Origin of the sequence: Nonomuraea monospora (assembly GCF_039531895.1) — a bacterium.
Lineage (GTDB): Bacteria > Actinomycetota > Actinomycetes > Streptosporangiales > Streptosporangiaceae > Nonomuraea > Nonomuraea monospora.
Genome location: NZ_BAAAQX010000076.1, coordinates 1 through 24,952 on the forward strand (window position 1 = coordinate 1; position 24,952 = coordinate 24,952).

The 24,952-nt window shown below is 69.1% G+C and carries 18 protein-coding genes and 1 pseudogene; 7 read left to right on the top strand and 12 right to left on the bottom strand.

The genetic code is table 11. The annotated features are described in order from the left end of the window. Nucleotides 1–186: 186 nt before the first annotated feature. The 5 genes from ABD331_RS59675 to ABD331_RS59695 form a co-directional block, all read right to left on the bottom strand. Nucleotides 187–714, bottom strand: a complete 528-nt coding sequence (locus ABD331_RS59675; RefSeq protein ID WP_344496338.1) for a tyrosine-type recombinase/integrase — start codon at nt 712–714, stop codon at nt 187–189. A gap of 90 nt (nt 715–804) precedes the next feature. Next, nucleotides 805–1,038, bottom strand: coding sequence for a hypothetical protein (locus ABD331_RS59680; protein ID WP_344496340.1), 234 nt, complete (start codon nt 1,036–1,038; stop codon nt 805–807). A gap of 405 nt (nt 1,039–1,443) precedes the next feature. Next, a complete protein-coding gene (locus ABD331_RS59685; protein ID WP_344496342.1) occupies nt 1,444–3,450 on the bottom strand; it encodes a hypothetical protein in 2,007 nt (668 codons plus the stop codon). Nucleotides 3,451–3,688: 238 nt separating this feature from the next. Continuing rightward, on the bottom strand, nt 3,689–4,624 hold the full coding sequence (locus ABD331_RS59690) for an SEC-C metal-binding domain-containing protein (RefSeq protein ID WP_344496344.1): 936 nt from the start codon (nt 4,622–4,624) through the stop codon (nt 3,689–3,691). Nucleotides 4,625–4,784: 160 nt separating this feature from the next. After that, complete coding sequence (locus ABD331_RS59695) at nt 4,785–5,369, bottom strand: DUF7713 domain-containing protein (RefSeq protein WP_344496346.1); 585 nt, start codon at nt 5,367–5,369, stop codon at nt 4,785–4,787. A gap of 71 nt (nt 5,370–5,440) precedes the next feature. On the opposite strand from ABD331_RS59695, the gene ABD331_RS59700 reads away from it, so the two are divergent. Then, nucleotides 5,441–6,988, top strand: coding sequence for a plasmid pRiA4b ORF-3 family protein (locus ABD331_RS59700; RefSeq protein ID WP_344496348.1), 1,548 nt, complete (start codon nt 5,441–5,443; stop codon nt 6,986–6,988). A 161-nt stretch (nt 6,989–7,149) separates the two neighbouring features. Here the strand turns inward: ABD331_RS59700 and ABD331_RS59705 are convergent, their stop codons facing one another. Both ABD331_RS59705 and ABD331_RS59710 read right to left on the bottom strand, forming a co-directional pair. Continuing rightward, nucleotides 7,150–7,920 carry a hypothetical protein gene (locus ABD331_RS59705; protein ID WP_344496350.1) on the bottom strand — a complete coding sequence of 257 codons (771 nt, stop codon included), beginning with the start codon at nt 7,918–7,920 and terminating at the stop codon, nt 7,150–7,152. Nucleotides 7,921–8,174: 254 nt separating this feature from the next. Further along, nucleotides 8,175–8,932 (bottom strand): annotated as a pseudogene (locus tag ABD331_RS59710) (DUF3987 domain-containing protein). Between the two features lie 215 nt (nt 8,933–9,147). Here ABD331_RS59710 and ABD331_RS59715 point away from each other — a divergent pair. Beyond that, complete coding sequence (locus ABD331_RS59715) at nt 9,148–9,996, top strand: helix-turn-helix domain-containing protein (protein ID WP_344496354.1); 849 nt, start codon at nt 9,148–9,150, stop codon at nt 9,994–9,996. On the opposite strand, the gene ABD331_RS61255 is transcribed toward ABD331_RS59715, so the two are convergent. Next, the gene (locus ABD331_RS61255; protein WP_425566291.1) at nt 9,933–10,295 is read right to left on the bottom strand and encodes a DUF397 domain-containing protein; all 363 of its coding nucleotides are present in this window, start codon (nt 10,293–10,295) and stop codon (nt 9,933–9,935) included. The two genes, ABD331_RS59715 and ABD331_RS61255, sit on opposite strands and share 64 nt — an antisense overlap. Before the next feature lie 86 nt (nt 10,296–10,381). Here ABD331_RS61255 and ABD331_RS59720 point away from each other — a divergent pair, with 86 nt between their 5' ends. Then, nucleotides 10,382–11,023, top strand: a complete 642-nt coding sequence (locus ABD331_RS59720; RefSeq protein WP_344496356.1) for a hypothetical protein — start codon at nt 10,382–10,384, stop codon at nt 11,021–11,023. Between the two features lie 259 nt (nt 11,024–11,282). Here the strand turns inward: ABD331_RS59720 and ABD331_RS59725 are convergent, their stop codons facing one another. Beyond that, nucleotides 11,283–11,564: a hypothetical protein gene (locus ABD331_RS59725; protein WP_344496358.1), complete on the bottom strand. Its 282-nt coding sequence runs from the start codon at nt 11,562–11,564 to the stop codon at nt 11,283–11,285. A gap of 415 nt (nt 11,565–11,979) precedes the next feature. Here ABD331_RS59725 and ABD331_RS59730 point away from each other — a divergent pair, with 415 nt between their 5' ends. Then, nucleotides 11,980–14,934, top strand: a complete 2,955-nt coding sequence (locus tag ABD331_RS59730) for an ATP-binding protein (protein ID WP_344496359.1) — start codon at nt 11,980–11,982, stop codon at nt 14,932–14,934. 241 nt (nt 14,935–15,175) lie between these two features. Then, nucleotides 15,176–21,364: a S8 family serine peptidase gene (locus tag ABD331_RS59735; RefSeq protein ID WP_344496361.1), complete on the top strand. Its 6,189-nt coding sequence runs from the start codon at nt 15,176–15,178 to the stop codon at nt 21,362–21,364. A gap of 81 nt (nt 21,365–21,445) precedes the next feature. On the opposite strand, the gene ABD331_RS59740 is transcribed toward ABD331_RS59735, so the two are convergent. After that, nucleotides 21,446–22,324 (bottom strand): hypothetical protein, encoded by an 879-nt coding sequence (locus ABD331_RS59740; protein ID WP_344496363.1) that lies wholly within the window; start codon nt 22,322–22,324, stop codon nt 21,446–21,448. Between the two features lie 32 nt (nt 22,325–22,356). Beyond that, entirely contained in the window at nt 22,357–22,683 is a 327-nt protein-coding gene (locus ABD331_RS59745) for a hypothetical protein (RefSeq protein ID WP_344496365.1), read from the bottom strand. Nucleotides 22,684–22,823: 140 nt separating this feature from the next. Between ABD331_RS59745 and ABD331_RS59750 the strand changes: the two genes are divergently transcribed. Beyond that, the gene (locus ABD331_RS59750; protein ID WP_344496367.1) at nt 22,824–23,213 is read left to right on the top strand and encodes a YbaB/EbfC family nucleoid-associated protein; all 390 of its coding nucleotides are present in this window, start codon (nt 22,824–22,826) and stop codon (nt 23,211–23,213) included. A gap of 3 nt (nt 23,214–23,216) precedes the next feature. Next, nucleotides 23,217–23,594, top strand: a complete 378-nt coding sequence (locus ABD331_RS59755; protein WP_344496369.1) for a YbaB/EbfC family nucleoid-associated protein — start codon at nt 23,217–23,219, stop codon at nt 23,592–23,594. A gap of 246 nt (nt 23,595–23,840) precedes the next feature. Here ABD331_RS59755 and ABD331_RS59760 read toward each other — a convergent pair. Further along, a partial coding sequence (locus ABD331_RS59760) for a cellulose binding domain-containing protein (protein WP_344496371.1) occupies nt 23,841–24,952 on the bottom strand: 1,112 nt, incomplete at its 5' end.

Below are 24,952 nucleotides of genomic sequence, written 5' to 3' on the forward strand. Positions count from 1 at the left end.
AACAGGTCGGCGAACATTCCATCCGGGAACAAACTCCGGCACTCACGGTGCAGCACCGCGTAGATCGAGTTCGGCGCAATCCGCCCCTCGACGAAACTCACCGTGGAGGACAGCAACCCCGGCTGCACAGGAGTCTGGCCCACTGCCATCGCTCGATCTCTCCCCACGCCCGGTGACCAACACCGATCACCCTGACACACCAGGCCAGACCTGCGCGAGAGAGATCAAAAAACACCAGCCACCTAGGGCCACCACCCGGCAACTGGCGGCGCTCTTCGGCGGGCCGACCACGACCTGACCGTCGGCGTGCACCCGCTGCTGCGCCACGGTCAGCTCCGCGGCCTGCAGGTCGACGTCCGTCCAGCGCAGCCCGGCCAGCTCACCGCGGCGCAACCCGCGCAGCGCAGCCAGCCACCACGCGGCATACAGGCGGTCCTGCGCGACGCCGGTCAGAAACGCCGCGAGCTGTTGTTCGGTCCAGACTGCTACTGCTGGACGTTCTCCGGTTTGCTGCCACCGGGCTGTCCGCCCGGCGGTCCAGACGACCGGATGCGGTCGGCGAGGCCGGGGCAGCGCCGCTCCGTTGGCCGGGTTGACCGGGATCAGCCGGGCGCGCACCGCTGCGTTCAGCGCGGTCCGCAAGGTGGCGTGGATCCGCACCACGGTGGCGGGCGACAGCTGGCGGTCGGTCGACGAGGGACGGGACGCCAGCACCGCGAGCAGCCCGTTGACGTCGCGCGAGGTGAGCTGGTGGAGCAGGATCCGTCCCAGCTGCGGGATGAGATAGAGGCGGATGTGTGTGGCCTAGCCCTGCCGGGTCGACGGACGAAGGGCGTCCTTGGTGGCCAGCCAGCGTGCCAGCCACTGTCCCAGCGTGCATCCGGCCCCCGCGCCGTCGCGATCGGCAGCGGCCAGAGCGCGGCCTGCCTCCTGGGCTTCCTCGGGGTCGGCGTAACCACCCTGGCGGACGCGCTGCCGCTGCCCGTCCAGGCCACGTACCTGGACCGAGAAATACCAGCTGCCGTGATCGCCATCCACCGGCAGACGCGGACACGTCCCCCTCGCTGACGTCCTGTTACCGGATCCACGCAGCCGCACCGCCTGCTGATCTGCACACGAGTTTTTGCCATCTGTCCCACCTCCACCCTTCACGGTGTGCGACGACGGACACGTCAGCCAGGGCTCGCACTCGATCAGGGGTGACCCCAGGTCAAGTGTCCGGAGAGTGGGGCAAGTTCACGCGCTGGCCGGCCCGCCCGGATGGGCAAGACCAACACGTTGCGACGGTTGCAGGCGCAGTCCTGATCGCGCAGGGAAGCCTCAGCTCACGGTGCGAAACCGGGTTTCGAGCGGGACACCATTCGATAGGACGTAACCAACCGGTCTTCGCTCGTAACGGGGATCCCTTGTCATCCGCCGCTGGACTTCACCGGGGCTGCTCAATCATGAGGGAGGCTGCTTGTCAACGAGGGACAGGGCACGCTGGGCGGTGTGCTGGTAGCGCTCGTCGGCCCAGACGGCGTGTCCTGTCACCCGGGCATGGCCGTGTGCGATGGCTTCCAGCGCCGGTGCGGCTGCGGAGGCCACTTGGCCCATCATGCCCAGTGCCTGCACGGCGAGCAGTTCTGAGGCGGGCCGCCGCCATCCCCAATCGAACAGTGGCCTGGCCGTGATGGCGTCGAGCAGCGGTGTGACGAGTCCTTCGCCGTCGCCCGTGATCGCCCACAGCGCCCGCGCGATCGCCACCCGGTCGTACAGATGGCCGTGCTCAGGGTCATGGAGGTACTGGCGCAGGACTGGGACGGCGGCTGCGGCGGCGGGGCCGAGTTGTTCGAGCATCGGCGCGGTGTCGCGGGCGGCATGGCCGCCGTGGCGGGCGAGGTGCTCGGTGAGCAGCGCCGCGGCCTGCCCCGGCTCGCCGGTGATCCGCCACAGCGCCCAGGCGGCCTCGGGCCGGTCACCCTCATCGTCGAGCAGGGCCCGTACCTGCGGTTCGACGTCGATGGCGGCCGGGCCGATCGCTCCGAACAGTGGCAGCGCGACGGACAGGTACGCCTGGGACACGTGCGCGGCGACCGCAGGTGCCAGAGGTGCCGCCGACGATCCCCATGAGGCCAGGGCGCTCAGGCAGTCGGGACCGGCGAATGGAGAGGAGCAGAGGTAGGTCCGCAGGGCGGGTATCAGCGTGTCCGAGTACGCCGCCATGGCCGGCAGTATGTCGCGGACGGGGAGATGCTTCGCGTGGCCGTACTCGTCGAGGAAGGCGGCCACGAGCCAGGGAACGCAGCGGTCGTCACCGAGCCGGGCCAGCCCTTCCACGGCGGGACCGGCCACGTCCGGCCACGGTTCGGCGGGGTCCCCGGTCAGCAACCCGGCCAGTAGGTCGGCGTGGCCGGCGGCTGCCTGCCCGGAGTGGGCGATCAGTTCGACCGCGTTCACCAGCGGATCCTGCTGGCCGAGCTTGCGCCTGCGCCGTACTGACAAGGGAGCCGAGACCAGCTCGCGCACGCGGCCGGCGATCATCGGCAGCAACTCGGCCGGCGCGGCACGCCAATGTTCGATCGCCTCGCGTGCGCTGTGGAGAGCCTGGTCAATTCTCTGCAGCCCCGGACGGGCCAGCAGATCGCGGGCCACCGCCTGCTGCCAGTGCTCGGCGCGCCGCAGAGCCGAACCGACGGGCATGATGCCGTCGCCGTGCCGGTGGACGCGCTCGAAGGTCGATGCCGGGTCGGCTTGCGCGTCGGCCAGCAGCGCGACCGCGGCGTCACTGTCCGGTGCCGCCGCGGGGGAGGCCAGCGCGAGCCCCACCAGGGCCATGGCGCGCAGGTCACGGTGCGCGGTGGTGGCATCGCGCAGGCCGGTGAACCACTCCGCGTGATCGGTCGCCGCGAGCCACGCCACGGTCAGCACGCAGGCCACCGCTCCGGCATCGGCCGCCGGCCGCACCCCCTTCTCGGCCCGCGCGCGCAGCGCGGGCAAGCTCCTCGGCGCGGCCTCGGGTAAGAGAGCGAGCAAGTGGGCCACCCCTGCCACGACCTTCGGGGAGGCGTCGTTCAGCCACCGTGTGATCGCGTCGACGTCGGTGGTCATGGCCGCCCGTGCGAGCGCGGCGTGGTCGGGTTCGGGTCCGGCGGCGGGATCCCAGGAGATGTCTCGGTGCGGCTGAGCCAGCGCGATGTCGGTCAGCAGGTCCACGACGAGTCCTCGGTGGGGCTGCCGCGCGATCCTCACGATCTCCAGCAGGTACGGCACCAGGTACGGGGCCGCGTCGTACACCTCGCGCGGGTTGATCCCTTGGAACAGTCCGTGCCGCAGCCGCCACACCGGCGACCTTTCCGACGAACCCGACGGCGCCGCCGCGATCTCCCTCAGCAGGCCGGGCACCGCGACCGAACCTCCAGGCCAGTACCCGAGCCGCCCCCACGGCACCTCGTCCACACCCGCTAACACCACATCACCCCTTCAGACCATGCGAACCGCGACAACTCTTCCGCCGGGCGATGCGCTGGTGCTTCGTGGCGAACGGGCGCAGCCGCGACTTCCAGGAGTTCAGCGAGGCGTCGAGGTCGTCCGGGTGCTTTCGCAACGCTCGGTCGAGCTCGGCATCACCGAGGAGGCCAGAGGCGGCTCCCATTCCCGGGAAGAGATTCAGGCACCACGCCGCATCGCCTACGAGAACGACGTTACGTTACTGGCTCTGCATGCCGAGTCGTCGGCAGCACTGCTTGTACTTCCGTCCCGAGCGGCACCAGCATGGGGCGTTCCGCTCTGTTCGCCATGGCAGGTCTGTGGCATCCAATGCCGGGTCTTCGAAGTACTCGTCGATCGGGTCGGCAAGGTCGGGGCGCTGGATCATGAGCTGGGCGAATGCGGTGAAGTCGGCGTACAGGAGATGCAGCATCGAGCCTTCGCCAGCGAGTTGGTGACCGGCGAGTTCGATACGGGTGCGGTGGTTGTCCCAGTCGGTCCCGTACTTTTCGGCGATTCGCGGCCACCGCTGGGCGAGGCGGCCGAAGTCTTCACGGGGCCAGAACAGCGTGCGCGGATCGCCCTCTTCTTCGTGCCAGTGGGCGTCCGGGTCCGGCGCTGCGGGCGCGTCGGGGAAACCCATTTCGCGGCGGAGCCGGTTGATCGAGCGTTGCAGCTGAGCGGCGGACAGAGCCTTGCCTTGCCTGGTCAGCCGTTCCTGGCCGCCGACCAGGATCTGCAAGGCGCCGGTTTGATCGCCGCTCTGGTCGAGCGCGTCAGCGTAAAGGTCGTAGTCGGTCCAGTCTGCCAGCCCCTCCTTGACCACGCGGCGGAAGGTCGCGGAGGCCTCCTCGGTCCGGCCCTGTTCGTGCAGGAGCGCGGCCAGCCGGGTCAACGGCTCCATGCCTTCGCGCCGGATGTCTTCGGTGTCCGCTCGGCGTAGCAGCTCTGTCGCCCGGTCGACCTCGCCGTCCATCGCCAGGAAGTCGCAGGCCACCATCAGCGCGTACGGCCGGTCGAAGTCCTCACCGCGGAGAGCGGGATCGTCGACGGCTGCCAGCACTCGGGCCACTGCCGCGTCCCGCTCGGTCCCGGAGAAGCGGCCCATGCCCAGACTGTCGATGTCGGCCTGGCTCACCAGGTTGTCGCTCGTCACCCGTACGAGCGTAGAGGCACCGCTATGGCCATCTGCCCCAACTCCACGATTGGCACTGTCTTGGCGGGGTCAAAAGAGATACGGGTGGTCCCTGTTGGGTCTGATCGCCGTGGAGGAACACAAAATGGGCGCAAGGGATCGCCGTCTGGGCCGTGGTCGTTCAGTCGCTCTCTGACATCAATGCGGGGTCGTAGTCGTTTACCAGGCCGACCGGCTCGTCGGCAGTGATCGTGAAGTTCCAGCCCTCATTCTGGATCGCCTGGCCGAGTTCGTTCCAGGTCATCTGCCGGCCGTCGACGACCACGCCCATCTCATCCCGGCTGCGCCAGATGATCCTGCCGCGTACTTCGCGGTCGGCGATGGTCATCTCGCTGGTGAACGGGCTGCGCCTCAGGTATTGCCTGCCGATCTCGCGGCGGGCGCTCTCCCGCACGTGGTCAAGGGCGCGCTGCGGATCGGCGTGCGGGTCGGCGAGCGCCCTGAAGATATACCCGTCCTCGACGTCGACTTCCGTGAGCTCGGCGTCGATGCCGGTGGCGCCGTGAGTGAGGCGGTAGGCCAGGACATGCGGTCGTCCATCGGGATCGACAAACCTCTCCGGTGGCGGAGGCGGCGGTAGCGGATCACGCCCCGTACGGTCACACATCCAGGAGTTCCAGCAGGCGTCGCAGAGCATGCCCACGGTGTTCAGGGAAATCCGGGCCGGACGTCCACACCAACTGCATTCTGCGCTTTCGGCAGCCACTCGTTGACCTTACGCCTGCGGGGTGTCCCGGGCTCGCATCTTGAGATCGGCGAGGCGATACGCTCGCGGCCATGCCCTCTGTCGCCGAGAGTCCGGTGTTCACAGCCGCTCACGCCCTGGCCTCCTGGGTAGGGGGCGGTCGGGCGATCACGCCATCGATCGCGATCAAACCGGCGCTGGTGCCCGATGCCGCGCAGGCGCTCGGTGTGGCGTGTCCGGCCAAGGTCCGACGCCTCAGCGATGTGCCGGAGCTGCAGCGGGCTTGGCTGACCACGGTGGCGGCAGGGTTGGTCACGATCGAGGGCTCGCGTGCCGTTCGGGCCGAACCTGCGCCGGCGCTTGACGCCGAGGTTTGGTACGCGGCCTTGGAGCAGGTGATCGCGGCGCAGTTCACTGACCCCTGCGAGGTGGACCCGCGGATCTGCTGCCTGGTCACGCTGGACCTGCTGGCGGAGGAGGCGCCGCCGCTGGGCGGGGCGCTGCGCGAGGCGGTGGAGCAGGGGATGCGGCAGCGTGGTGATTGGGACTGGCGCTTCGTCAGGCTGGCCGATCGGCATCCCGTCGACCACCTGCTGACAATCCTGGTCGCATTCGGTGTGGTCGACGACCGGTTGATGGTTACGGAGCTGGGCGAACACGCTCGTAAGGAGTTGGCGGAACGGTTGCCGCCGCCGATCACCGCGGACCTGAGCGCGGCTGAGGTACTGCGCAGGATCGCTAAAGCCCCGCCGGAGGAGGTGCCGGGGCTGCTGTGGCGGTGGCGGATCGCGGATGTCGTACCGGGCTCTCGCAAACTGGTTGACCGGCTCCCCGAACTGTTGCGGGCGGCGGCTGAGGCGTCCCCTGCCGGACGGCTCAGTGTTGTCGAGGTCGTGGCCGAGCTTGGTGATGCCAAGGGGTTGTGGCAGGCGGTGCGTAACCTGCCTCTGCTGGGGCCGCATGCCCGCTGGTGGTTGGATGCGGAGATGGAAGGGGATCGGGAGTGGCGGGCGGTTGATTATGCGCTTGCGGCGCTTGATCGCTATGGGGTGACTGACGCTCGGTACGTCCTGCTGGACATGATGGGCGGCGACCTCCATGAAGGAGTCGGGGGCAGTGGGCACCCGGAAGCGGATCGGCTCCTGGCCGTCCTGCCACGGACGGCGCCGGCGATTCCTGGCTACCAGCTCAAGATCTCCGTCTCCGGGGCGTGGCGACGGGTCCTGGTCCCGGAGAACTATTCGCTGGGTGATCTGCACCAGATTATTCAGAGATTGTTCGGCTGGTCTGATGACCACCTTCATGTGTTCAGAGTCGGCAAGCGTCGCTTCAGCGACCCCTTCCGGCCGCTGGAGGAGTGCGGGAACGAAGACCTGTGCCGGTTGAACCGGGTGCTGCCCGAACCGCGATCGGTGCTGCGGTACACCTACGATCTCGGCGATTGCTGGGAGCACGAGATTCTCCTGGAGATGGTGGTCACCGGGGAGCTCGCCGCCCCGGTCTGTGTGGGTGGCCGTGGCGACAACCCGATCGAGGACTACAACCCGGAGTACCCCGACGAGTCGGTGCCCTTCGACCGGGATGCCATCAACCGGGCGCTGGCAAGACGGACTCTGGCGGGTGAGGGCGATGACGAGTGACCAGGCACGGACCTCTATGCCCGGCTCAGGCTTCCGGTAGACCCCGCGACGCCTCGTGCGCCCGGGTCCGCACGTATTCGTCGTCCGCCTGCTCGATCATCGGATCAAGGCCCTCATCGTCGTCGGCGATCTGGATGCCGCTATCGAGATTGTCCAGCGCCTTATCGCTGAGTACAGCGAGATTGCCGACGACAACCTGCGGGGGTCATCGTCCGTTGCATCCGCAGCATGACGGCTGGCCGATGTGACCAGGTTCCGACTCGCCTTCTACGTATCGCTGGCAGGAGCTTCAGCTCTACGGCGTAGTCGAGAGCGTCTTGCAGGATGGTCTTGGTTCTGAGGACAGTGCTGGTCGCCGCTCGCTTCCCGTCCAGTCGTGAAGTGGCAGTGTCGAGAACGCTCCTCACGAGCGTGGGATTGTCGGCCAGTGCTGAGACCGGCTGGCTGTTGCTGCCGAGCCAGCGCAGCGCGGCTGCCATTTCTGCCGGGGCCTGCTCCCGCTGCTTGCTGTTGAAGCCCCATCGGCGCATGGCCGTGCGGAGAACGAGGTCGTCAGGCTTCCCGCGTTGCCCGTCGAACATGGCGGGTGTTGCTGCGGTCAGCGCGCGGGCGATGTCCTGGCGGTACTTGGCCGAAGCGGCCTTCCACTTCATGTCCGCGAACTTGCAGGCGAACTCGTACCACCCCATGACCGGGGTCGCGGTTCTCTTCCAGGAGACAGGCTCCCCGGTGAGCAGGCTGAACGCCTCTCCGCTTCGTGCAGCGGTGAGCAGGGTTCCTCGGAAGGTGTCGGCCTGGGCGATGTTCTTGAAGGATCGCTTCCACGTCTGTGCGCCGGTCCGCCAGGCCACGCGGTAGGAGGTCACCTTGCCGTCGGTGTTCTTGCGCGTCTCGATGGCGTACACGCGGGTGCTGTAGGTGATGTCCTTCATCAAGCGGCGTCCTCCAGGTCGGCGAGCCAGCGGTCCAGGTCGATGCGGCGGATGCGTAGGTCGCCGTTGGGGAGCTTGAGGCAGCGCGGGGCGTGGCCTTTGGCTCGCCAGTCTTAGAAGGTGGATCGGGCGATCTGGAGTTCTTCGCAGAGTTCGGCGAGGGTGATGGTCCCTCGTGGTTTGGTGCCGGTTGGCATGGTGGTGCTCCCTGGTTCGGTGCTGTTCGGTTGGGTGGCCGGCGGCGGGCTTGGTGGCTATGCGCCGGGCTTGTGCAGGTCGGGATGGATGGCGTAGCGGGGGGAGGGGTTGCCGCGTGTGCCGGGCGGCTCGGGCTCGCGGCGGAGCCAGCCGAGTTGTTCGAGGTAGTCGAAGGCGGGTTCCAGGTCGGCGGCTTTCTTGAAGTGGCGTTGCAGGGCTCGGTGGGCGTCGCGCTTGGTGACGTGGGTTTTGCCGGTGCGGGTCAGCCAGGCGTGCAGGGTGCGGCCTGCGGCGATGTTCGGGTCTTGGCCCATGGCGTCGAAGGTGGCCAGGGCGTGGGCGGTGTAGTACTCGCCGAGTTCGATGGCGGCGGCCATGGTGTCGGCCTCGATCGGGTGGCGGAAGCCGTCGTCCACGTGGGTGGCCAGGTGCAGGAGTCCGGCGATGCGGGCTACCGCGCCGTCGAACTTGGCGGCCCAGTCGGAGATGTGCGAGAGGTCGCCGGAGTCGGGGCGTAGCCGGGGTTCGGTGCGCTCGCGTTGGGCGTGGATGAGGTCGGCGGCTCCCGGTGAGAGCACGAGGCGGGCGGGGTCTTCCCAGGCCCACATGGTGGTGACGAGGCGTTCCAGGAGGCGGTGGCCACGGTCTCGGGCACGGCCGGCGGATCGATGCGGCGGTAGCCGACGTTGTTGGCCGGGAGGCTGTAGAGGATGCGGCCGAGCAGGCCCTTGCCTCGGAAGCCTGGTGAGGCGGCGATCTCGGTGACGATGTCGGGCTGAACGGACGACGGTAACGCAATATTCGAGCGACACAGCCATCCGTCATCGCGCGATCGGTCCGGGCATGCGCCCTTGGATTAGGGCCTAACACTAATGAAGATGGATGCCGGAAATATCACAATATGAGGTTTTAATTACCCCGACGCTGTGACGGCTGTATAACGCCGTGCAAGTCGTTGCATATCGGTACATGTTGCACTAGCTTGTCGATCGACCATATTCGGCACGCTTGCCAGGGGGCACGCAGAGCATGGAGACGGACAGCCGGGCGATGCTTCGCCGTCGAGTGGGAGCTTTGCTGCGCAGGTCGCGCGAGACCGCCGGGTTGACGATCGAGGACGTGGCGGCCCACCTGGAATGCTCCTCTGCGAAAGTGAGCCGGATCGAGAACGGCCAGGTGTCGGTCCGCCCGCTGGAGATCCGCGAGATCCTCGGCCTCTACGGAGTGCCGGACGCCCGTCGTTCCGCGCTGCTCGACCTTGCCAGGAGCAGCCGGGAGAGCAGGCCGAAATGGTGGCACGAATACGCGGACGTCGTGGGCCCCGACTATGAGTTCTTCGTCGAACTGGAAGACCGGGCCACGTCGATATGCGACTACCAGACCTTTCTGATTCCGGGTCTACTGCAAACCGAGCCCTATATGCGGGCGGTCATGGCAGCCCACCGGGTTACCGCCGACGTTGCCGCGCGGCGCATCAGGTTCCGCCAAGAGCGCCAAACACTCCTGAGACGCCCCGGCTCGCCCGCCTTCCACGCCGTCATCGAGGAGAACGCCCTGCGAAAGAAGATCGGTGACGGCGGCGTGATGCGCGAGCAGCTCCGGTGGCTGGTGGAGGCCGGGGCGCACGGCGAGGTCTCCTTACAGGTCGTCCCCGCGGCGACCGGGCTCCACCCGGCCGAGGGCCGCGCCTTCATCATGCTGGGCTTCCCGGATCCGGAAGAGCCCAAAGTGGTCTACCTCGAACACCTCAACGGCTCTCACCTGCTCGACACGCCAGCCGGCGCCGGCGCGTACGACCGGGCCTTCGCCGACCTTCAGGCGATCGCGTTGTCACCCGAAGACTCGGCCTCGTTCATCGAAAGCATGGCGAAGGAGTGACCGTCGCGGATTCCCCGAACGAATGAGATCCACTCGGCCCTCGAGAGGATCAGACAGTGGTCCGGCTGATTTGACGATCGCATCGCGACAGTGCTGTCGTCGAGCATCGCCACTTCCACACATGCTCCGGTTGCACCGCAGTAACGACTACGCTGCCACGTCGCTTTTGCCGCGTGGAATTCGTCCACTTTCGCACCGCCTTCAATGGGCAGGGCAGACAAGGGTGATATCACAGATACCCATAAACGGTGGAGAATACTCGATCCAGCTGCAAAGGCGCGGCTGTCACCAAAGAACATATGGAATGTACATAAAGAGACTTTCCCGTGAGCCGAATGAGAAGCCCTGCACTCTCGGCCCTCTGTCCGTCGATCAAACAACGCTCATGAAGATCGTCCGCGCCGCTTCCCGGCTCGGCCGCACGAGCGTCATGGCCAGGGACTCGGCCGGCGAATGGTTCGCCTTCTCGAAGGCCGAGGGCTTCGTGGAACTGGCGGATGCGACGGCACCGGAATTGAGAGACGTCAGCATATGCGTGCACCAGCACGGAGAAATAACGCCGGCGCTGTCGGTGGAGTTCACCCGGGAGCGGGCCGAGCTCCGCTACGCCACCGGCTCGGCCGAGGTCGTGGAGGCGGCGCAAGAGATCATCGGCCTCTGCCGCCCACGCGTCCGCCGCTGGACCAAGTTCGTGCTCAGGCACACGACGGTGACGCAGGCCGCCGTGGTCGGCCTCGCCGCCGTGGTCGGACTGCTCGTCACGCTGGTAGCCAGGATAGAGCTCGTGTGGTGGCACGTGCCCGCTGCCGGGGTGGCGAGCGTCGCCCTGGTCTGGGGCTGCCGGTTCCTGCTGCGCCGCCTCATCACGCACGCCGTGATCCGGAACCGCCCCGAGCAGGAACAACCGGACTTCTTCGCCCGCAACAAGGACGCCCTCATCGTGGCCAGCATCGGAGGGGGCGTGGGGTCGGTGATCGGGGCCGTCGTCGCCACGATCCTGGCCATCCTCACCAGACTGTGGCAGTGAGCTGGGACCCGCGATCGAGCCTGTACCGCTTCGAACTCGTACGCGTAGTCTGATCTGGTGTTTCTCCAGGTCGGCCAGGCTGCTCGGTGGTACTCGTTGATCGCTCGGCTGAGCACCTGTCGGCGCTGGATCCGGCCTTCCAGCGGCACCACAACTTGCCGTCTTGATCGGGTGGGCGTTGTTGGCGGGCGCGTTGTAGCGCTCGGCGTACTCCTTCAGGACCGATCGAAGGTGGCGTTCGTCGTAGAGCAGTATCCGGTCAGCGCATTCGGCTCTGACGAAGATGGCGGTGAACTTCGTGTCCCGATCCCTGATCAGGAACCCGGAACGTCCTGGCCCGGTTCGTCAGCTTGGCGAGAAGGTTACGGGCTTGCGGGGCAACCCAAGCGCCATCAGGGTGCGCGGTCACGCCGAGCACGTGCACGAAGCGGGTGCCGACCTCCACCACGAAGATGACGTACAACCGGCGCAGCGTGGCGGTGTCCACCGTGCAGAAATCACACGCCGGTGTGGGCGCGGACGAAGTCACGCCGGCGGTCATCGGCCCGTCGCTGCGCCAAGCGCCCCCGTTTCAGGACTCGACGGATCGTCGCACCTGATGGCCCACAAATGCCGTGGCTGCGCCACGGATACGCTCGTAAACCCCAGCGGAGATTCTCCCGCGCCAGCCCCAGGGGCAACGCCACGACCGCCGACTGGGTCGCAGGCCGTCCCATCCTCCGGTGCGGGTAGGTCCAGTGACGTGCGACCAGATGCCGGTGTCGGCGCAAGGGAGAAGACGAGCCTCGGGCATGCCCGGCCCAGGCCACTGCTCCGACCAGGAAACCGGGAGCAACCCGCAGCTCACGACAGTGAACGGAGTATCGACACCCTTCAGGCCGAGTTCATGGCACCCGCAGGGTCCCAGGGCGGGCGGTGTAGTTGCGTCCGAGCATCGAAAAGCGAGATCATCACGCATGCTCGACCCCGCGCCCGACGACGATGGGACGTCACCGACGGTCTCTACACCGCACTTCGTGGGTCGTGATCGGGAGATGGCCGCGCTTCGGGTCGCCTTGGCCCGGCCACCGGCGATCGTGCTGGTGGAGGGCGAGGCGGGGATCGGGAAGAGCCGGCTGCTGCGCGAGTGGCTGGCCGCGCCGGATCAGCGCACTGCCTTGGTCTCGGTGTGCCCGCCGCTTCGCGAGTCGCTGACGTTGGGGCCGATCGTCGACGCGTTCCGTGGGATCGACCGCCCGGTGTCGCGATTGCGGCTCACCGAGCTCGCGGGTGCGTTACGGCCCCTGTTCCCTGAGTGGTCCTCGGATCTGCCGCCCGCGTTGCAGCCGTTGAACGATGCGAAGGCGGCGCGGCATCGCCTGTTCCGCGCCCTGGACGAGCTGCTGCGGGCTCTGGGTGTCGACGTTCTCGTGCTCGAGGACGCTCACTGGGCCGACGAGGTGACCTTGGAGTTCCTGCTGTTCGTCGCGTCCCGGCAGCAATCGGACGGGCCGAGCCTCGTGATCTCCTATCGGCCGGAGGAGGTGGACGCCGGATCGCTGTTGCTGCGGCTGACGTCCCGGTTGCCTGCCGGCGTGACCCAGTTGAGGATCGCCTTGGCGCCGATGCGACCCGGCGACACGGCAGCGCTGGTGTCCTCGATGCTGGACGGCAACCCGATATCGCAGGAGTTCACGACGTTCCTGCACGAGCGGACCGGTGGGGTTCCGCTGGTGCTGGAGGAGTCGGTTCGCCTCATGTGCGACCGTGCCGACCTGGTCTTCCGTGACGGGCAGTGGGTCCGGCTGAAGCTGCGCAAGCTGCAGGTGCCGCCAACGGTGCGTGACTCCACCCGGGAGCGGGTGGGCCGTCTGTCGCCGACGGCGCAGCAGGTGTTGCGAGCGGCGGCCACGTTGGCCGAGCGGTCGTCGGTGGCCACGATCGCGATGACCGCCGGTCTGTCACCGGATGCGTGCCGAGGCGCCATCGCGGAGGCGGCCGACGTCGGCGTCCTGGACGGAGACGACCGCGGCCAGTGGCGGTTCCGGCACGTGCTGCCCGCCACGGCTGTGTACGAAGCGATCCCGTTGACCGACCGCAGGCACTTCCACCTGCTGGCCGGCCGGGCCCTGGAGGACATCCATCCGCCGCCTGTCGCACGCCTGGCCCATCACTTCCGTGAGGCGGGCGAGACACGGTCCTGGGCGCGGTACGCCGAGCAGGGCGCCGAGCTGGCCATGGCCTCGGGTGACCACACCAAGGCGGTCGACCTGCTGGTCGATCTGTTCTCGTGGTCCGAGCTGCCGCCGGCGGATCGAGCACGAGTCGCGCGCGTCGCCGGAGTAGCCGCACTGGGCCGTCGTGAACCGGTCGACGAGGTCTACCATCGCGTGATCCGTACCTTGCGCTCGGTGCTGGAGACCCCCGGCCTGTCCGCCCGCCAGCAGGCCGAGATCCGCAACCCCTTGGGCCGGCTCCTGCTCATCGGGGGTGAGGCGCAGGCCGCGCTCAGCGAGCTTGAGCAGGCGGTGACCAACCTCGACCATGACCCGGTCGAGGCGGCCCGGGCGATGACCTATTTGGGCTGGGCCTACGCGGGGCCGTGGCCGGCGTCGACCCATCGGCGTTGGCTGGATCGCGCCGCTGAGCTCACCGCCGAAGTCGATTCTCCCGCGGAGCGGCTGAACCTGGCCGGCAACCGGGCCGCCGCGTTGCTCATGCTCGGCGAGGAGGAGGCCTGGGACGTCGTCGCTGACCTGCCCATCGACGGCGCGGCCTCGGCGGAGCGTCTCGACGTGGCCCGCATCCACGCGAATGTCGGGACCGGCGCGCTGATCTGGGGCCGGTACGCCGACGCGGAAAAACACCTCGCCGTGGCCATGCGCCTTGCCGAGGCCGAGCAGGCGTCTCGGCTGCAGCACAACGTCCGGCTCGAACAGACCAACCTGGCGTGGTTCACCGGCCGGTGGGAGGGGCTCGCGGAGGCGAGCGCGGCGCTCGCCGATGCCGACCGGGACCGGCCGGCGCACTACCTCGGCAGCGTTCGCCTCGCGGCCCGGCTGGCGGCCGCGGCCGGACGGCGGCGCGCCGCGGGGGAGCAGTTCCGGCTGGTCCTTGAGGAGTCCGCCCGTCTCGGTGCGGCCGACGACACGATGGAGGCCGCCGCCGCGCTGGCCAGACTGTGGCTGACGGACGGGAACAGCGGCCGGGCGCTGCAGATCACGAACGAGCCGATGGACACGGTCCAGAGAAAGGGCATCTGGGTCTGGGCGACGGACCTCGTCCCCGCCCGGATCGAGGCGCACCTCGCCGCGGGCGACCTGAAGGCCGCGACGCGCCTCTGCGACCAGTTCGCCAGGGGACTGCGTGGCCGTACGGCGCCCGCGCCTCGCGCCGCCCTCACCGTTTGCCGTGCTCTGCTGGCCGCCGCGGCCGGGGATCACGCGCGCGCGGCGAGGGCGTACGACCGGGCGGCGCGCGCCTGGGACGCGTTGCCGCGCCCGTACGACGCCATGCTCGCCCGCGAGCGCCAAGCCGAGGCGCTCATGGCGCAAGGCCGGCTCGAACAGGGCCGGGAGCTGCTGGCCGCACAGTACGAGCGACTGTTCAGGCTCGGAGCCCGCGGCGATGCGGACCGTGTCGCACAGCGGCTTCGCGAACACGGCGCCGAGGTTCCGCGCTTGTGGCGCGGCGGTCGGCGGGGGTACGGGGACCGGCTCTCACCTCGTGAGCTCGACGTGGTCCGGCTGATCGTCGCCGGCAAGACGAACCGGGAGATCAGCCGGATTCTGGCCAAGTCGCCGGCCACGGTGGATCAGCAGTTGCGTGCGGCGATGCGCAAGTTGAAGGTGGGTTCCCGGACCGCGCTCGCGGTCAAGGCGGTAGAGGCCGGAGTGTTCGCGGAAGAGGATTCCCTCAGCGATCCGTCGTGAAAATTGACGTATCCGCCGGATAGCGAAGATCGCTCTTCACCCCGAGCATGACTTCATGATCCATGGCACTGGGGCAGTGCATGCCTGAGCGACCTGCCGCGCGTGACGACTCCCTCATCGAGCACCAGCAACCACTTGAGCCGTCTCGTGAGCCGCGAGTCAACACCCCTGACACCCAAGATGACGGCGATGACGAGAGCCACGACCCCTACCAACCCCTGTAGGCCGGAGGACCCCGCACGTGAGACTGAAAGCCCTCGTCGCTTCGCTGGCCGCAGTGGTCGGCCTGAGCATGATCTCGCCCTTACCGGCGTCGGCCGCTGAGCCGGATCCCGGTGCGCCCGCCGACAAGATCGCATCCGACCTGAAGGGCCGCTTCCGCACGGAGCCGGTCACCGACTTCTGGATCACCTTCGACACCAAGGCCGACCTCGAGCCGGCGAAGAAGATCGCCGACTGGGCCGCTCGCGGTCAGTTCGTCTACGACGCGCTGAGGGCCTCGGCCAAGGCCTCCGCGGCGTCCGTCTCCGCCGAACTCGACGCGGCGGGCGTGAAGTACACGTCCTACCCGCTCGTCAACGCCGTGCTCGTCAAGGGCGGCACGCAGCAGCTCGCGCTCGACGTCGCCTCGGTCGGGCAGGTCGCCGAGATCCATGCCTCGCCGCAGGTCGCGCTGGTCGAGCCCGTGGACCAGAAGCCGCTGGCCGACCAGGCCGTCCGCCCCGACGCCCCCAAGGCCACCGCCGAGGACGGCGCCGTCTCGTGGGGTCTGGACGCCATTCACGCCCCCCAGGCCTGGGCCATGGGGGCCACCGGTGCGGGCATCACCGTGTCCAACCTCGACTCGGGCGTTCAGTTCGACCACCCCGCCCTGACGCGGCAGTACCGCGGCACGAAGCCTGACGGCACCGTCGACCACAACTACAACTGGATGGCCACCCGGGGCTCGTGCACCGGCGCGCCGTGCGACGACGACGGACACGGCACGCACACCATGGGCACCATGGTCGGCGACGACGGCACCAACCACGTCGGCGTCGCCCCGGACGCGCAGTGGATCGCGACGAACGGCTGCTGCGACAGCACCGGCGTCGAGTCGCTGCTCAAGTCCGGCTGGTGGTTGCTCGCCCCGACCGACGTCAACGGGAACAACCCCGACCCGTCCAAGCGCCCCCACGTCATCAACAACTCGTGGGGCCAGGACGTCGAGCACAACTTCAACGACTTCTTCCAGGCCATCGACGAGGCCTGGAGCGCCGCGGGCATCTTCAGCGTCTGGTCATCGGGCAACACCACGCCGTACGCGGCCTGCGACACCGTCTCCTCGCCCGGCTCCGCCGAGAGTGCCTACTCGGTCGGCGCCTACGCGTCGGACGGCACGCTCGCGTTGTTCTCCCGCAAGGGCGAGGGTGAAGGCGGCCGGACCAAGCCCGAGATCTCCGCTCCGGGCGTCGACGTCCGTTCGTCCTACCCGAACGACGGTTACACCGGGATGTCCGGCACCTCGATGGCGGCTCCCCACGTCGCCGGCGCCGTCGCCGGCCTGTGGAGCTACGACCCGACCCTCATCGGGCAGGTCGAGGAGACCCGCCGCCTGCTGGCCGAGTCGGCCGTCGACGTCGACGACACCGAGTGCGGCGGCACCGCCGACTTCAACAACAAGTACGGCGAAGGCCGGCTCGACCTCGTCCGCCTGCTCGAGCTCGCGCCCCGGCAGGGCGGCACCCTGACCGGTGTCGTCACCGCCGACGGCGACCCGGTCCCCGCCGTCGACGTGACGGTCAGCGGACCGTTCAGCCGGTCAGTCGGGACCGGCAAGGACGGCCGGTTCACGATAAACCTCCCGGTCGGCGACTACCAGATCAGCACCAAGGCCTTCGGGTACCTGACCGCGACCGCGAGCGCCACGATCACCCTCGGCCAGAACACCTCGGTTGACGTTCCCCTCACCGCCGCCGCGCGCCACGACCTCAGCGGCAGGGTCATCGACGACAAGGGGCAGCCCGTCCCGAACGCCGACGTCTCCGTCAAGGACACGCCGCTGGACGCCGTGCGCACGGACGCCAACGGCGCGTTCACGATCGCCGGTGTGCCGGAGGGCCAGTACGGGCTCGCCGTCACGCCCAACGCCTGCTTCTCGCCGACGGCTGTCCCGCTGACCGTCGGCGCCGAGAACAAGTCGCTGGAGATCCCGATCGGGCTCATCGTGGACAAGGGCGGCTACAGCTGCTCCCTCTCCCAGGGGGAGTACCTGCGCGGCACCGACCCGGTCGCGTTCAAGAGCGGCGTGTGGGCGACGGTGAACCTGCCGTTCCCGGTCGCGCTCTACAACGGCAGCCACGACACCCTCGGCATCAGCCTGCGCGGCGTGATCTCCCCGGACACCTCCACCGGACCCGGGACCGGCGGTGCGGGCCTCTTCCCGTTCTACGTCCCGTCCCCTGTCCAGTTCGCCCCCGGCGGGGGCGTCTTCACGGCGGCCACCAAGGTCGACGGCGAGGACGCGTTCGTCATCGAGTTCCGCGACGCCAAGATCTGGGCCTACCCGATCCGGTCCGAGTACACGGAGCCGGTCAGCTTCTCGGCCACGCTCACCCGCTCCGGCAAGGTGATCTTCGGGTACGGCGACGGCGTCGGGACCGACGACCCGGTGACCGGCGGCGCCCGCACCATCACCGGCATCCAGGGCTGGGCCGGTGTGGACGGCATCCGGTTCTCCGACAACGTCCCGGTGCTCCACGACGGGATGATCGTCACCTACGACCTTCCGGACTGGGGCTACCTCGACGCGACCGTCGTCGACAAGAACGACGGGCTGCCGGTGTCCGGGGCCAAGGTCTCGTTCACCGGCAAGAACGGCCTCGTCGAGAGCGTCACGACCAACGGGACGGGCGTCGTGCGTCGCCAGCTCCCGGTCGCCGGCTACACGATGACCGTCGAGGCGCCGAACTACGTGACGGGGTCGTACGACTTCACCCTCGACAAGCTCTACGCGAAGGCGACGATCGACGCGCGCCTCACCACGGGCGCCGCCGGCCTGGAGGCGAGCGGCCTCGACGTCGTGATGGGAACCGGCCAGAACGGTGTGGGCTCGCTGACGCTGACCAACAACGGTTCCGCCCCGCTCACGTACGGCCTGGGCGAGGCCGCGCGCCACCACGAGCTCGACGCCGCCGGCGCCACCACGCGCACCGGGACGGGTGCGGACAGCACGATCGACCTCACCGCGTGGAAGGCCGGGGCGAGCGGCATGAAGCCGTCGAACGTGGACGGCAAGGCCGCGACGGCGAGCGCCGCGGAAGAACAGGCGGCCGGCAAGGTCGGCACGACCTCCGGCGGCGACGTCATCACCCGCATCGACATCCCGGGCACGATCGCGGAGAAGGAACCCTCCGGCATCGGGTACGACGGCGACGTCTGGGTCCACGACTACACCGCGCGGACCAACACCGCCTACACCGTGACGGGCAAGAAGACCGGCAAGGTCTTCGACGCCTCGTGGAACCCCGAGTACCGGGCGTTCGACATGGCGCTCGACACCAAGACCGGTGACATGTGCCAGATGGAGGACAGCCCGGCCAGCTACATCCACTGCTTCGACCGGGAGACAGGAAAGGAGACCCGGCAGATCAAGGGCGACTGGTCCACGCTGCAGCTGACCGGACTCGCCTACAACCCCGCCGAGGACGTGTTCTACGTCGGCGGCCGGAAGAACGGCCTGATCGGAACCGTCGCAGGGACGTCGCACGACAACGCGGGTGCGCTGCTGTCCTTCTGCGCCCCGCCGCTGCCCGAGGTGATGGGCCTGGCCTACAACCAGGCCTCCGACACCATCTGGTACACCGATCTCACCTCGAACAGGCCCACCCGCCTGCTGCAGGTCGACCCCGACGACTGCTCGCTCGTCAACGCGTGGTGGTTCCCCGGCCAGAAGGCGGGCCAGGGCGGCGGCCTCGAGACCGACTCGACCGGGGCGCTGTGGGCGGCGGACCAGATCGCCGATGACGTCGTGCTGGTCGACGTCGAGGACGACCTGATCACCGACCTGCCCTGGCTGTCGCTCTCCTCGACCGGCGGCACCCTCGCCCCGGGCGAGTCGGCGACGGTCAAGGTCTCGATCTCCTCGAAGGACGCCGACCCGGGCACTCTCGGCGCGAACATCGTCGTGCGGTCCGACTCAGGACGGCAGCCCAAGACCTACGTCCCGGTGACGCTCACGACCACGAAGTACCAGGTCGGCGTCAACGCCGGCGGCCCCTCGTTCACCGACGCCGGCGGCTACACCTGGTCCGGCGACCAGGCGGCCGGTGACAAGGCGTGGGGCTACACCGGGAAGGGCAGGACGATCTCCACGAGGGCCCCGATCAAGGGCACCGGGGACGCCGCCCTGTTCCAGTCCCAGCGCACCACGCCGGGCAAGGACCTGGTCTACACCTTCCCCGACGCGCCGAAGGGCACCTACGCCGTCGACCTCGGGTTCGCCGAGATCGAGCAGGTGAAGCAGGGCAAGCGGGTGTTCGACGTCCTCGTCGACGACGAGCTGACGCAGTACGCCTACGACCCTGTGAAAGCCGCCGGCCCGAACGCCGCCGACTGGCACACCGCCGTCGTGCGGCACGACGGCGGTCCGCTGACCGTGGAGCTGCGGGGCAGCAAGGGCCTGCGGGCTCCGAGCATCGCGGCGCTGCGCGTGACGCTCGATCCGCGCGGAGACAAGGCGGAGCCGGAGCCTCAGCCCGAGGAGCCGGAGCCGGGCCCCGTGCCGGTGGCCCCCGCCGGTCGCTCGTACTCGATGAAGGTGACCGACGGGCTCTACCGCCAGGGTGCGGAGGAGTCCGGGTGGCACGGCGATGACGTCTGCGGCGTGCTGTGGTTCGACTCCAGCTTCCTGTTCCCGTTCTACGACACGGCCTGGGACGGCGTGTGCGTGACGACGAACGGCGCGCTGATCTTCGACCGGGCCAGCGCCCTGGGGAGCAACGCGGCGCTGCCGACGCCGTACGCGTTCGACGGGATCTTCCCGCTCTGGGACGACCTGGTCGTCGACGACCAGGCGGGCATCTACTTCGGCACCACCGAGGTGGACGGCCTGGCCGCTGAGGTCATCGAGTGGCGCAACGCCGCCTTCGACAGCGACAGGACGGCCCGGGTGAGCTTTTCCGTCACCCTGATCGCGGACGGCCGCATCCAGATCGGGTACGGCGACGGCATCGGCGGCGACAACCCCCTCACCCGCGGGTCGTCGGCGACGGTCGGCGTGGAGAGCCTGAAGCGCAACCCCGCGAGCCAGTACTCCTTCAACCAGCCCGTCCTGAAGGCCGGTCTGGGGCTGGAGTACACCCTCCCGGCCGCGGGCACGATCGAGGGCACGGTCACCGACGCGAACGACCGCAAGCCGATCGCGGGCGCGATCGTCACGCTCAAGGGGCCGAACGGTGAACGGGTCATCACCGCCGACGGGAAGGGCCGGTGGAAGGCCCAGGCGCTGGTCGGCGAGAACACCGTGCAGGTCTGGGCGCCGAAGTACGTCACGTTCAGCCACCCCGTGACCATCGCGAAGAAGGATCAGGCCGAGGTGGTCGACGCGGCGTTGACCACGGGCGTCGCGACCGTCACGGGAGGCGACCTCGACTGGCTCCTCGGCCCGGACCAGAAGGCGACCGCCGACGTGATTGTGACCAACACCGGCTCCGCCCCGCTCGAGGTGCGGCTCAGCGAGCAGAAACGCACCGGCGACGGCGGGCACGAGGCCGCCGACCTTCCGTGGCTGACCCTCACGGGCGCGGCCGCGGCCGGCACGGTCAAGCTCGCGGCCGGCGAGTCCACCACGGTCACGGCAACGGCCGACAACGCCGCCGTCGAGCCAGGCGTGCTCGCCGGGGACGTGCTCGTGGCGTCGAACGCCGGCAAGGGCGAAGCCCAGCTCAAGCCGGTCCGCCTGGCGACCTCGGCCTACTGGCAGGGCGTCGACGCGGGCGGGTCCGGGCACGTCGGCGCTGACGGCTTCGTCTGGTCGCCCGACCAGAAACTCGGCTCGCGGCCGTGGGGCCACGTCGGCGGCAGGACGCGTGCCACCAAGGCCGGCATCGGCGGCACGGAGGACGACGACCTGTTCCGCACCCAGCGCACCGGCGAGACGTTCGCCTACGTGTTCAGGAACGCGCCCGCCGGGACGTACCGCATCGGCCTCGACTTCGCGGAGATCGAGAAGGTCAAGGCCGGCAAGCGTGCCTTCGATGTCCTGGTCGGCGGCAAACCCGTGCTCCACGACCACGACGTGCAGGCGAAGGTGGGTGCGCTGACCGCGGACGTGAACACGGTCACCGTCGAGCACGCCGGTGGCGATCTGAAGGTCGAGTTCCTCCGCGAGATCGGCGAGGGCGACCCGATCCTCAACGCCCTGAAGGTCCAGCAGGACCCGCGCCCATGAGATAGCCGGCCAATCCGTCAGCAGTGGTCAGAGCCTCCTCGGAAAGGATCGCCGTGGAGGCTCTGATCACGCCTGCCGAGTTCAGTTGTGCCGTCCCCACCCTCTGCTCCGCTGTTCCTTGTGCACCTCTTGCTGTGCGGCCTTGAGCGCCTCCGCGCTGGCGGTCCTGCCGTCCTTCTCGGCGTCTCTGATGGCGTTCGCCGCGAACCTGTCCTGGACTTCCAGTTCACCCAGCCGGGCCTCGTTGACGTTCGCCTGGTGCTGGGCACTGTTCTCCGCCGCCTTCTGCACCGTGGGAGGCGGCGCGTCGTCCGCGGAGCCTCCTCGGCCGAACCAGCCCCTGGCCTCCAGTCGCTGGCCGCCGCGAGGGACGGGGCCCTGCATCGACGGCCCCGGCCCGGCGGGAACCCGGCCGCCCGCCCCGGCATGGGCCGGCGGCGGCCCGCCCGGGCGCTTCATGGTGCGGATCAGGTTCTCGAGAGGCTCGATGACCTTCCGCCTGATGGCCTGGGTGAGCACGTTGCCCGTGCCCTCGCGTACCTCGTTGAGGATCTTGCCCGTCCTGTGGCGGCCCTGCAGCAGTTCGGCCGTCGCCCTGACGGGCGCCGTAGGGTCCGGGCTCATGTACTGCATGAGAGCCCGGTAGGTGAAGTACGTGGCCGTGGCGCCGGCGAGGACTCCCGCGGTCTTGACCACGTTGGACAGACCGTCGAGGGCGACGGGCAGCGTGCTCGCGGCGGCGTTGGCCTGGGCGAGGTGTCCTCCCTCGTTACCGCTCTGCTGCCAGTGGCCGGCCAGCGCCGTGCCGCCGTCCCCGCGGTAGGCCTGCTGGGTCCGCCGCATGGTGGACTCGGCGTCCTCGGCCGCGACGCCGGTGCCGGCCGCCACGGTCCTGAGCGCGGACGCCTGCTCGTCCATCCCGTCGGTATGCGGGAAGATCCCGGCCGGAATGCCGATCATTTCCAGGGCCTGAGCGGCCTGTGGCGAGAGGGTCACAGCGCCTGCCCGTCGATCCGGTGATCGAGGTCGCCCAGGGAGGCGTGTTCGGCAGTGGTGATGTTGGACGCGGCGACGTGCACCTGCTCACCGGTCCGGTTGAGGCCGGGGCCGAGCTCGCCCAGCACTTCGTGCAGGTAGTGACCGCTGAGACCGAGCGCCGAGGCGCATTTGGCGATCAGGCCCACCTGCCCCCACGAGGCGCCGCCGATCTCGTGCTGCCTGAGCGCTTGCACGGCCGCGTCGTAGTCTTCGCCATGGGCGTTCATCCGGCGGGGGGCGTGTTCGCCGGCCCACTCCCTGTCGATCTCGAGTCCGGTCACGCGACACGACTTTAGTCGGACATCTCAGGCCATCAGGCGATCTTTAGTGTTTTGCTCACGTTTGTCGGAGCACCTGGTCTACTGTTGGCCCGATCAACGATAGATCGGGCGCTTCGCGCAGGTAGGAACAGAGGATGTCGATGGCACCACGATCCGCTGACCAGGAGGAACTACTCGCCTACCTGAAGCGCGCCCAAGCCGCGGTGCGCAGCCTTCAGGAGGCCCAAGAGCGGATGGGCGCGGTCATCGGTGAAGGCGTCAGCGCCGACGAACTCGTCAGGGCCACCTGCGACGGCCGAGGCGTCCTCTCGCAGGTCTGGCTCGACCCCCGCGTGATGCGTCAGGACCTGCAAGCGCTCGGCACGACCGTCACGGCGGTGCTCCAGTCCGCCCAGCAGGACGCGGAACGCCAGCGCATGGCCATCAGCCGGCAGACCCTCGACGGCATGGACCCCCTCCCGGAGCCACCCGACGCACGCGTCGTCCGCGACCACATCGATCGGGTCGCCCGCGACATTCTGGAGGCGTGAGCCTTGGCCGGCGACCACACGGGCGTGGACGACCTGTTGAACGAGGACTTCGACGAGGCCGGGCGCCGGGTCGGACAGCTCCTGGATTCCGTCGAAACGCTCCGGGACGACCTCGAGGAGATCAACGGCGTCGGGGAGGCGGCGGGGGGCCAGATCACGGCCAGAGTCGCCGCGAACGGCAGGGTACTGGAGGTCGCCTTCGGCCCGCGAACCCCGCGTTCGGACAGCCGGGCGCTGGCCGAACAGGTGCTGACCGCGGTCCTTGAGGCGCAGCGCGACGCCGAGCGCAAGACTCAGGAGCTGATGCGGGAGACGCTGGACGGCTACGATCCGGCAGCGGCCAGAGCCGATCTTGATCGGATGCTGGGGCTCCGGTGGTGAGCGTCGTTCCGGTGCCACGGTGCAGAAATCACACGCCGGCGTGGGCGCGGACGGAGTCACGCCGGCGGTCATCGGCCCGTCGCGGTGCCGGACCCAAGCGCCCCCGTTCCGGGATGCGGCGGATCGTCAGGCCACTGCTCAGGCTCGAACGCGGGCGCGCTCTCATGGTCCTTGAGCTGGTACGGATCCCTTGATCACGGCCCGGTCCCGCAGGCGATGACGGGGCCGTGATCGAGGGAGTGCGGGTCAGGCGCAGGTGTAGCCGGATGGCAGGGCGGTGTTGCCGTTGGGTCTGCTGGCCTGGAAGCCGAAGCTGGTGGTGGCTCCAGGGGCGAGGGTGCCGTTGTGGGCGGCGTTTCTGGCCGTGATGGTCTGGCCGCTGGTGGTGATGGTGGCGTTCCACGAGCCGGTCAGGGTGTGGCCGGCCGGCAGGGTGAAGGTGACGGTCCAGGTGGTGATCGTCGAGGTGCCGGTGTTGGTGATGGTCAGCGGCTGGATCACGTACCCGTTGCCCCACTGGGTCTGTACGGTCGCGGTGGCCGAGCAGGCGCCGGTCGTGCTGCCTGGCTGGGTGGTGATCTGGATGGTGCCGGAGACCGGTGAGACGTTGCCGGCGGCGTCGCGTGCCCGGACCTGGTAGCGGTAGGTGGTGTTCGCGGTCAGGCCGGTGTCGGTGAATGAGGGTGTGGGCGAGGTGCCGGCCTGGGTGAACGTTCCGCCCGTCGTGCCGGTGGCGCGCAGGATGTCGTAGCCGGTTACGCCGGTGTCGTCGGTGGAGGCCGTCCAGGTCAGGGTGGTGCCGGTCGCGGTGGTGCCCGAGGCGGTGAGCCCGGCAGGGGCGGTCGGCGGGGTGGTGTCGGTCTGGCTGGTGGTCAGGCCGAAGAAGTCGATGGCGTGGCGGGCCATGCCGCTCTGCGGGAGGACGTGCCCGGCGCCCTGGATGCTGTACGCCTCCACCTGCGCGGTGCCGGACGCGTTCGCGTACCGGCTGCGGTTCCAGCCTGCTTGCGGGGTGTCGGTGGCGGTCGGGGTCTGGCTCAGGCCGAACACGTTGGTCCACTGCTCGATCGACTCGCGCAGCAGCGAGTAGGGCACGAGGGTGTCGCCGGTGCCGTGCCACAGTTGCACGCGCGGGCGGGGGCCGGAATAGCCCGGGTACGCCTGCCGGACCGCGTCGCCCCACTGCTGGGGGGTGCGGTCCATGCTGCCGCCGGTGCACCTGCTGCTTCCTGGCGGGTAGTCGGAGGCGCCGGCGAAGCAGTTGAAGGGCACGCCCATGAAGGAGGCCCCCGCCTTGAACACGTCCGGGTGAAGGGCGAGCAGGTGCTGGGTCATCATGCCGCCGGACGAACTGCCCG